Below are 2284 nucleotides of genomic sequence, written 5' to 3' on the forward strand. Positions count from 1 at the left end.
CTTAATGGGGGCGAAGTTGTTTCCTGCTGCATTAGAAATTACTAAAGAACCAGGGGATTTGAAAGCATTTATCGATAAGCTTTATCGGCTCGAAAAGATAGGTGCTATTGCCTCGGCTGAGGATTGGTTGTTAATGCGTGAAGCACGTAATACTTTTTCGCATGATTATCCAGATGATCAAGAATTACAAGCGGCCTTATTGAACAAGGCTTATGAGTTGGCAGCACAATTACTCGAAGTGCTTGATGGCATTAAATTATTTGTTAAAGCTTACATGTAACCGCATTCGCTGGTTCCCAAGTTCCAGCTTGGGAAAAAAGCAAAATTTATATCATTACTTTTTAATGACAAAATTATGCCAGGTCAAATTTCTTGACGCTTCTGTTTCACTTTCCTGTACCAATACCGTGCATTGATTTTCTGCAAAGAATTTTAAAAAGTCAGCAATATTGATCGGTTCATAGAGCTTGCCTTTTTCTCGGTTACCGGTTTCATGGGTGCCGCGAAAGGAGATTATTAAGCAACCCGAGTCGTTAAGTAATTGCAGTAAACGGAGGCATCCGGCATTTAAGGCAAGGGGGGGTAAATGCATCAATACGGCAGAGCAGAGAATATTCTGAAACTGCGATTTATTCAGATGGTTTAGTTCTGGCAAGGCATCTTGAAAAAAATGTTCGGTGGGGTATAACCCAAGCGATGATTAAGTCTTGGAAGGACGCGCAGCAATTCATCTAAAATATATTGGGAAAGTACCACATCTAAACTGCCACTTCGCCATGCCGCGACAATTTTTCCTGGTATGGAATTTGGATAGGCAGTACCAGAAAGTAAAACATTGGTTTCCAAAACGATGCAAACATTAGTCATAATAAGCGTTAAGAATGCCTGATTTCGGAAACAATAGCATCGATTTCATCCAGGCCGTCTTCTTCTGGAATAGTCGAATAAGCTTCGGCAAGACGCTGGCTTAGTATCTCAAAGCGATCTTTAAATCGGCGTATCCGCTCAAATAGTTGTGTATCAACCAAGGCAGCCACAGGTTTTCCGTCTTTTTTAATCACTATGGAGTCATGGCGGTATTGCACCTGATTAAGCATTTCACCCAGATTTTGCCTGAATACAGCCGCATTTACTTCGTTAATCATGTTAATTCTCCATTGTAGACATTTGATCGTATTGATTAATATGAGCAATGTCAATCATGGTTTTTAAGGCATTGACGCCAATAGAATTTAACTGATGATCAAAAAGATCGGTGTAAATAGGTTGGGTTATACTTCGCTAATATGATTGATTTTAATAAACTACAAATGAGTAATCTTAAAATAGCACCTGACGTTTTTCTACTTAACCATCACCAATTCCCGCCAATCAGTTGTGTATTTAGGTGATATTCGTTCTGCTTTTGGTTGCCATGATTTATCAAAACCTGTCGCTGCTACTGAAATCATCTTCGGAAAACGGTTATTAATCCTGTCCATGGCAGCCATTAACGGACTATTTTCTGTAGGTAGACCGCTATCTTGAAAAGCAAATAATTCAAGTTGACCGGGTGCTGATTTTGATTGGATATAACTGAGCTGCACACCGCATTTCTGGTAGTTATAACCCTTTTTAAATATCGCTGTCAGTAAACGGTTGGCAGTAGTGATTAAAATGCGGGTATCTTGGGTCGCTGTATTCAGTTTGATACTGGCTGAGCGTTGATATTGTGGCTCATGGGGATTGAACGGACTGGTTCTGATAAATACGGTTACACAGCCGGTCAAGGAGTGTTGTCGTCTGAGCTTTTCAGCGGCACGGCTACAAAATTCGGATAAGGCGTGGGAAAGTTCTTGATACTGGGTTAATCGACGACTAAAACTGCGTGAACACACGATCTGCTGTTTATTTGGACTTATCTCTTCCAGCGCTAAACAGGGTGTGCCGTTTAGCTCCATTATCGTTCTGGCAACCACAACAGTAAACGCTTTTTGTATTTTCTGTGGGGATTGATTGGCCAAATCCCATACGCTGTGAATGCCGAGTTTAGTTAATTTTGCGGTTGTCTTTGAACCAATCCCCCAGACTTCAGCTACCGGCACAATCTTCATTAATTTTTCCCGGCGGACAAGATCGGATAGATCCAGAACACCCTCGGTTTTTAGCCATTTTTTGGGCACCCTTCATTTTCCAATTAACAGTTTAATAAAATCTTCCCAAATGTTGTGATATGCATTTAGCGCATTCGCACAGAAGGAAAAGACCATTAAATTTACTCGCCGCCCCGATCTCAATACTCAAG

At 40.8% G+C, this 2284-nt stretch carries 4 protein-coding genes and 1 pseudogene; 1 reads left to right on the forward strand and 4 read right to left on the reverse strand.

What is annotated here, in order from left to right; genetic code table 11:
• Positions 1–280 (forward strand): annotated as a pseudogene (locus N7974_RS20380) (hypothetical protein); the annotation flags it as partial.
• Between the two features lie 54 nt (positions 281–334).
• On the opposite strand, the gene N7974_RS20385 reads toward N7974_RS20380, so the two are convergent.
• The 4 genes from N7974_RS20385 to N7974_RS20400 all read right to left on the reverse strand — a co-directional run bounded on the left by N7974_RS20385 (position 335) and on the right by N7974_RS20400 (position 2162).
• Positions 335–592, reverse strand: a complete 258-nt coding sequence (locus N7974_RS20385) for a hypothetical protein (RefSeq protein WP_262967366.1) — start codon at positions 590–592, stop codon at positions 335–337.
• A 50-nt stretch (positions 593–642) separates the two neighbouring features.
• The gene (locus tag N7974_RS20390) at positions 643–867 is read right to left on the reverse strand and encodes a PIN domain-containing protein (RefSeq protein WP_262967367.1); all 225 of its coding nucleotides are present in this window, start codon (positions 865–867) and stop codon (positions 643–645) included.
• 8 nt (positions 868–875) lie between these two features.
• A complete protein-coding gene (locus tag N7974_RS20395; protein ID WP_262967368.1) occupies positions 876–1145 on the reverse strand; it encodes a type II toxin-antitoxin system Phd/YefM family antitoxin in 270 nt (89 codons plus the stop codon).
• 198 nt (positions 1146–1343) lie between these two features.
• A complete protein-coding gene (locus N7974_RS20400) occupies positions 1344–2162 on the reverse strand; it encodes a DinB/UmuC family translesion DNA polymerase (protein ID WP_317451639.1) in 819 nt (272 codons plus the stop codon).
• Positions 2163–2284 lie beyond the last annotated feature (122 nt).

The sequence above is a fragment of the Methylobacter psychrophilus genome, assembly GCF_025583945.1.
Lineage (GTDB): Bacteria > Pseudomonadota > Gammaproteobacteria > Methylococcales > Methylomonadaceae > Methylobacter_C > Methylobacter_C psychrophilus.